Annotated in this window: 7 protein-coding genes; 1 reads left to right on the top strand and 6 read right to left on the bottom strand. The window is 37.8% G+C overall.

Translation table 11 applies throughout. From position 1 onward, the window contains the following. The 3 genes from H6G79_RS36015 to H6G79_RS36005 form a co-directional block, all read right to left on the bottom strand. Positions 1–593: response regulator (locus tag H6G79_RS36015; protein ID WP_191049432.1), on the bottom strand; the 593-nt coding region annotated here is incomplete at its 3' end. 287 nt (positions 594–880) lie between these two features. Beyond that, the gene (locus H6G79_RS36010) at positions 881–2,596 is read right to left on the bottom strand and encodes an N-acetylmuramoyl-L-alanine amidase (RefSeq protein ID WP_190595302.1); all 1,716 of its coding nucleotides are present in this window, start codon (positions 2,594–2,596) and stop codon (positions 881–883) included. A gap of 84 nt (positions 2,597–2,680) precedes the next feature. After that, positions 2,681–3,238: a hypothetical protein gene (locus H6G79_RS36005; RefSeq protein WP_190595303.1), complete on the bottom strand. Its 558-nt coding sequence runs from the start codon at positions 3,236–3,238 to the stop codon at positions 2,681–2,683. Positions 3,239–3,960: 722 nt separating this feature from the next. Between H6G79_RS36005 and H6G79_RS36500 the strand changes: the two genes are divergently transcribed. Continuing rightward, positions 3,961–4,074, top strand: a complete 114-nt coding sequence (locus tag H6G79_RS36500) for a pentapeptide repeat-containing protein (RefSeq protein ID WP_242048792.1) — start codon at positions 3,961–3,963, stop codon at positions 4,072–4,074. A 36-nt stretch (positions 4,075–4,110) separates the two neighbouring features. Here the strand turns inward: H6G79_RS36500 and H6G79_RS35995 are convergent, their stop codons facing one another. The 3 genes from H6G79_RS35995 to H6G79_RS35985 are packed head-to-tail and all read right to left on the bottom strand — an operon-like array spanning position 4,111 to position 5,591. Then, positions 4,111–5,085: a hypothetical protein gene (locus H6G79_RS35995; protein ID WP_242048791.1), complete on the bottom strand. Its 975-nt coding sequence runs from the start codon at positions 5,083–5,085 to the stop codon at positions 4,111–4,113. A 57-nt stretch (positions 5,086–5,142) separates the two neighbouring features. After that, complete coding sequence (locus tag H6G79_RS35990) at positions 5,143–5,331, bottom strand: hypothetical protein (protein ID WP_190595304.1); 189 nt, start codon at positions 5,329–5,331, stop codon at positions 5,143–5,145. Further along, the gene (locus H6G79_RS35985) at positions 5,331–5,591 is read right to left on the bottom strand and encodes a hypothetical protein (protein WP_190595305.1); all 261 of its coding nucleotides are present in this window, start codon (positions 5,589–5,591) and stop codon (positions 5,331–5,333) included. The genes H6G79_RS35990 and H6G79_RS35985 overlap by 1 nt, the downstream gene beginning before the upstream one ends. Positions 5,592–5,735 lie beyond the last annotated feature (144 nt).

Genomic DNA, 5,735 nt, shown 5'->3' with positions numbered 1-5,735 from the left:
AATACAGAAGTAGGCTGATCTGTTGAATAAACGCACTCCTCATTGACTAGGAGTTCTGATATAACTTTATGTTGCTTAACAACTTCGAGTTTTAAGTCCTCATTCAGCAAAGTAATCTTATTTGTATAATCCCTTAACTTTTCTTTTAGTTCCTCATGGGCTTTATGTAATGAAAATTCTGCTTGCTTATATTGGAAATTAGTCAGTCCTGTTTGAATAGCAACATATAGATTTTCTTCTCTAACAGGTTTCAAAAGATAACCAAACGTGAATATCTGCGTAGCTTTTTCTACAGTACTTTTATCAGAGTGTCCCGTAACATAAATAATGGGAATTTGTAAATAATTCCAAATTTCTTCTGCTGCTTCAATTCCATCCATTTTCCCACGTAGTCTGATATCCATTAAAACTAAGTCTGGTCGAAGCTCAGTTGCTTGCTCAACTGCCATTTCTGCTGAATCTACAATATCAATAACATTGTGACCTAAGCTTTCCAACTTTTCTCTTAGGTCAAGTGCAAGGATAAATTCATCCTCTACAATCAAAACCTGGATGCTCTTTGTTGTGAGAGGGTTTGGCAAAATGCTGGTCAATCGCTTTGCTCCAATTCAAAATTAAAATGACAAACTAACCCGCTAACGAAATACAGCAGGGGGTAGCCCGTTCTACCTGTAGGGGTTAACGGATTTGACTTTTCAAGCTAAGTCCTCAAGCCCAGGTAAAACGTGGCTTTTTCCACAAGCTAATTATCAATAGCTGATAACGGAAAAATTAAGGCTTGTTAAATCCTCAAACTGACCTTTTCTACATCCTGTGAAAAGTCAGCACAATATACTTTACAACCAACACCCTGCACTTACTTAGAGTAGATAAATTCGAGCTAAATTAACTGTTCATCTAAAACTTGGGGATTTATTTGAACCAAACTACCATTCATAAAAAGATAGGTACTTAAGTCCACATGAAGCGGATAGTCACTATCGGAGGAAGCACCTGAACCTCCCATGATGGCAATTTGCTCACCTTGTCCTACAACTTGTCCAACACTAACCAAAATTTCTTGCAAGTGGGCAAATGCTTGATAAACTTGATATTTTTTGCCACCAAATTCATAGATAACATCGAGTTGGATGTGAACCCGCCGTCCATAGCCACCTTCTCTACCTCGTTTCGTAACAGTACCTCCGTACCAAGCTTTCACTTTTCGGTCTGAAACAACATAATCGATGCCAATATTACGATTGGATGGGGCCAAGGTTTTTAATGTCTTATCTAAAAAAATGGCCTTTTGTTCTGGTTTTAAAGAATGACCTTCGGGTTCCATATAGCCACCCGTAATTGTAATATTACCCAAAAGTGAGTGAGAGAAAGTTTGGTAATTACTTGAGTTGAGTTGGAACTCCGCAATTGTAATAGGAAGATTTAAGGGGCGACTGGTAGTAATGATCAAATCATCGTCTCCATCAACCCTTGTAACCATAATTCTTTGCCCAGGTAAAATTAAATCAGGATTCTGAATGCTAGGGTTAAGTTCTAGTAACTTATCTAAAGATATATCATGGCGATCACCTATAGCTGAAAGAGTATCGCCAGGCTGCACAATATAAATTCCCAATCCGCTAGGACTTAATGGCACTGAAGCCGGAATTACATCATTAGAAAAATTTTTAGCAACCCATGCTTTAAATTTCGGGATGTTGTTATCGTTTATAGCATCGCCAAAAATATTACCTGGACAACTGGTGGAGAGAACTTGTTTGTGAGCTATGATATTTTCCTTTGGAATTTTATATTCCGTCATCAACCACTTGATTAAATGAACGGAAGATTTTTCCTGTGCTTCTGTTAATCGTTCTCCTTGTTTAGCAACGTGTTCGATACCAATACTGGTACGATTTGCACGAGCTGCGTGCCAAGCTTTATCGGAATCTTTGACCATTTGATAAATGTCGCCATTTTTATCAATGATGTAGTGAGCAGAGACTTCTGATGCAGGATTTTTAAAATGATTGATACTGCTTTGGGCCGTGCCTGCGGTCGTGTAGTGAACAACAATTGTATCGATATCTGCACCCGCTCGACTGCTCTGATTAGGGCTTTCGATGAATGCTTTAATTGGTGGTTTATTAACTGCCTCTGCGGTTCCTGGATGATGGTGATCTGTATGTTCAATATCAGCCAAGAGTTTTTTTGCCTCAGCATAGACATTTAAAACCTTGGTAACATAATTTCTATCACCTGCATATATAGGAGCAATAAAGGCGATAAATGCTTCAGGGGAACTTGCATTATTACGCCATCCTTCATAAGGAGAACGCTCTAAAAAACGCCAGTAGCCATTGATAAAAGCTTCTAGACTATTAAACTTGCAATATTTATCCAAACCATCACTAGCTTCGTAGTCTACAGGCACAGCAAATTCTGTCATTTCATCTCGCCATTTCAAACCACCAAAGTTAAAATGTTTAGTAGCCAAAAGACTAGTTCCCTTACCAGATTCCAGAAGCCATTGAGCAATAGTAATCTCTTTAAGCTGAGGAAAATCTATCGACTTTTCTGCGTATGTTTTTACTAATTGATTAAAAAGCTCACTCACTATTAATTCCTCCTTTAAATTTAGTGAACTAAAAAAAACTGCCCATTGCAGAGCTAATTGAAAGAGAGTTTTATGTATGCTTAATTAAGCTGTAGGAGGTTCTCCAAATTTAATGCTAGAGCAGTTATCAACTCGGTAGTTATCTGATTTAGGTTCATTATCATCATTCAGAATTTTACCTATAACTCCACCAATAGATATCAAACGACCCGCTAAACCTGGATTTCCGCCTAAAACATCTTGAGATCCACCTAAGACAATATTTAAAATTGCTTCCCAATCTAGTCTAGACTTAGGTTTTTTGTACAATATCCACTTATATTTACCAGGTTCTTCACCAAAGAAAATGCCACTTCCTATCTTGTCCTCACTAGAAACAAAGTTTTTATTAATAAGAACTTCTATGGGATTATTTGACAATTTCTCAATATAAACCCGATTTTCAGTTGTTCTAAACTGCTTATCATCGTAAAACGTTACTCCTGAGCCGGCTGAACCAAATATTTTTACTGATGTTGCTTGACCGTTATACTTACCGTTTACACCATTTCTACCGTTGAGACTGCCTTCATCAGAATCAGTCAGCTCTAGTTTTAGGATATCTTGTTCGTAAAGTTGTACTTTATCTGGTTTTATACTCATAACTTCATCCTTAATTAATGGAAAAATTGAAAATCAACTTATCTAAACACAAAAAAGATTAGCCTCAAGCGTGTGTAACTGTTGAGTACAGGACTTACGCACAAGCTACGGAAGAACTAACTAAAGAGGCGCAGAGTTCACAGGGAAATAAGAATTTGATAAGTGTTTTGCGTAAGTCCTAGAGTATATAGTGGCTTTTATTTGGTGTGACGCAAATAATGTTGTCAAACAGACACAAATAAAGCAAATTAGCTCGCTACTTGGAGTCAGCTTACAATCTTGAGAGCTTGATAATAGCTACCAATAGTAAAACTTTCTCCAATCTCATATCAGAGCAATATGCTTGAGGAAAAACACTTTGTACAATGTAATTTAATCGCACACCGTACAGATGTTAACATCCTTAGCCGCTAACTTTATGGATCTTACTCGTACCAATCTTTAGAACAGCATTTAAGAGTATATTAGCAGCCCTAGTAGATTTACGATAGTAGGAAAAAGTAACAAAATATAAAGTTTTAGAAAAAAAGAAACTTTGTCAATATTTTTAATGAAGGAGCTTTAAACTATAAAACTCTCGCTTTCAAAATAAATAATTTTTGTAAATATCTTAATGCAATATTATTGATACCCAATCCGTAAACATCCTAACGCAATCGATTGCAAGCATTAGCCACTCCTGCAATCGCTGCCCATCAATAGCTAAGTTGATTAGTACTCCTTTGAGTAAAGCTGAACTCAAAGGAGTTTCTCAAAATGATGCCGACTTAAGTGATGCAGATTTAGCAAAAGCATATCTAACTCAAGCCAAATTAAACAACGTTAACTTGAACTAAGCTAACTTGAATAAAGCTAATTGAGAAGGTACGATTTTAGAACCGTAGTCTGTTAGGCAATAGTCGTAGCAATCGCCCCGACTCACCCAGATTCTTATCAACAATTGCCGGATCATCCACAATCGAATTGAGATGCTCCATCATTGACTGCAAGCTACCACCAGCTTCGGGACTAGCATTAGCTAACAGCACTTGCACCTTCTGAAGATGTTTCTGCATCTTTTGCTTGAACCGCACAGGCTTGCGCCCTGGTTCCCAATCTGCCAACTCTTCCAACAACTGCGCGGCGAGTTGTTCACCTCCAGCAATCGCTGCTTCTTTCAAACGTTGCTCTAGATGTTGGTCATATTGCTGGATGAACTGAGTGATTTGGTTCAAGCATTTGGCTTGTTGCTGGTTCAATTGTTCCGACAATGCCGGGATGATCACCGGACGACCGACAATCACTTGCAAACAATCTTCTAACTCGCTCAATGTCGGGAATGCTCTCAACAGATTTGCTTTAACTTCTTCTTGTTTATCTTGTGGTAGTTCCCAAGTGTTCAATGAGATGAAGTTTTCGATTCGCTGCTGGTAATCTTCCAAGCCTTGCTCGTACTCATCTTTTAACTTGGCTCGAAGTGCTGGCGCGATCGCATCTCTAATATTGAGCAATTGACTCCATACCAGGGGAGCCAAATCAATCGGGCAAATCCAATCACCGTTGTCAGATGTCATCCATTCCTGGACAGAAGCGATTTCTTGCCTGAGTTGACTTGCTGCCTCATTTAAAGCTTTGAATACTTTAATACCACGCAAGCCTACTTCAGAATTCGTTACTTTAATCAGGTCGGATTCTGTGCCAGTATCTTCAGATTTCAACACGTCTGCCCATTTTGGTGCTGCACTTATGGTGCTGTTTTTGATTCTGATGCTAAAGCGAATACGGGTTTTATTTAGTTTTGAGAAATTGATTCTTTCAACAGTTGCATTTTGCAAAAATGTTTCATCTGCTGCAATTGCTTGTACCATTGTTCAGTACCATTACTAAGTTTTCAAAAATTATTAGCGAAGCCTTTCATCTCACAACTAAACAACAACCCAGTAAATACCTTCTTGCCGAACCATAAGACATTGCCGATTGACTCTGGTTGTACCTAAAGTTTGACTATTTTTGAGTTGTTGAATATTCCGGATAGCTCGATAAACTATCTTTTTGGAATCACCTCTGGTAACTTTCACGGGATGCTTAATAAGTCGTGGTTTATATTTCGACATCACAACAACCCCATTTGCACTACATTTTGCTCCTTCGGAGGTTCATAAGTTATCCCTTCGACCTCCTGACATCTAATCCCCAACTTTGTAGAATTCAAGGAAATCTCAGATGACTTTCGTTGGTTTGGTAGGGGTGCAAATACGTACTTGCTATTCTTGCCACTGCCATCAGTTCGCACGTATCTGTATTGCACACAATCAATTAAATAAATTTTCGATTGATTCAGTGTTTTTGGATCAAAAACTGGTTTTAGTTCCATGATTTATTCTCCAATTCGAGATAATACCCATTTTTTGAATTCAAAATGCAAAATTCAAAATTCAAAATGAAGAATCAGGAAGATTTTGAATTTTATTAATTTTAAGTACAAACCCCCATTAATCTCTTTAATTTTGAATTTTGA

The sequence above is a fragment of the Anabaena sp. FACHB-83 genome (genome assembly GCF_014697485.1).
In the GTDB taxonomy this organism is placed as follows: Bacteria; Cyanobacteriota; Cyanobacteriia; order Cyanobacteriales; family Nostocaceae; genus Nostoc_B.
Note: the sequence above shows the minus strand (reverse complement) of the source record. Positions and strands in the feature narration are given on the sequence as shown.

Bases quoted from the DNA above. Each gene is read 5' to 3' on its own strand.
- H6G79_RS36005 (WP_190595303.1), bottom strand. From the start codon at position 3,238: ATGAGTATAAAACCAGATAAAGTACAACTTTACGAACAAGATATCCTA.
- H6G79_RS35995 (WP_242048791.1), bottom strand. From the start codon at position 5,085: ATGGTACAAGCAATTGCAGCAGATGAAACATTTTTGCAAAATGCAACT.
- H6G79_RS35990 (WP_190595304.1), bottom strand. From the start codon at position 5,331: ATGTCGAAATATAAACCACGACTTATTAAGCATCCCGTGAAAGTTACC.
- H6G79_RS35985 (WP_190595305.1), bottom strand. From the start codon at position 5,591: ATGGAACTAAAACCAGTTTTTGATCCAAAAACACTGAATCAATCGAAA.